This is a genomic window from Acetobacter oeni, from assembly GCF_011516825.1.
Classification (GTDB): Bacteria; Pseudomonadota; Alphaproteobacteria; order Acetobacterales; family Acetobacteraceae; genus Acetobacter; species Acetobacter oeni.
In genome coordinates this window covers 1-607 of the sequence record NZ_WOTA01000102.1, presented here as the reverse complement: position 1 = coordinate 607, position 607 = coordinate 1, and the positions used below count along the sequence as shown (strand labels likewise).

General features: G+C 55.7%; 1 protein-coding gene and 1 pseudogene. Both read right to left on the bottom strand.

The annotated features are described in order from the left end of the window. Positions 1-162, bottom strand: a pseudogene (locus tag GOB90_RS18775) (transposase); the annotation flags it as partial. Between the two features lie 117 nt (positions 163-279). After that, positions 280-492, bottom strand: a complete 213-nt coding sequence (locus GOB90_RS18770; RefSeq protein ID WP_264813157.1) for a carbohydrate porin — start codon at positions 490-492, stop codon at positions 280-282. Positions 493-607: the final 115 nt, after the last annotated feature.

Genomic DNA, 607 nt, shown 5'->3' with positions numbered 1-607 from the left:
GGCTTTGGGATCGACTTCATGCAGTAAAGGTCCTGCTTCAGTGATGTCCGCTCTTTGTCCGGGTGTCAGGGAAAGGGCCACAGCCTTCCCGGCAGCATCGACAACGGCGTGCATTTTCTTGGTCAGTCCCCCACGGGATCGTCCGATGGCCTGATCGGCGCCCACTGACTGTCACTCAGGGCATACCGGCGCATTCCACATATCCCCCTGAAAACAGGGAGAAAACATCACAAAACAGGCAAAAGTACAAGGCCACTGCCACTTAACTGACGACACGCCCTAAAACGAGAGTCCCAGGTGCAGTCCGAAAATCAGCGCATCCTGGACCTTCCGGCCTGAAACAGAGTCGTAAACGCCGCCGCTCGGATTGATGAGTCCCTGAACATCCGGCTGAACCGACAGCCAGGACAGGGCCTGCCACGTGTAGGTCAGTTCAACGTGATATTCGTTCAGCAATGACTTCGAACTGCCATCCGGACGCTGCGTCGTCACAAGATGAGGCCATCGTGTGGATGGTACGCTAAACAACGTTTGGCATGAACAATAAAGGAACGATCAGGCGGCACGAGCCTGTTTCGACAGATTGAGCGTCTTGCGGCCCGCAGAA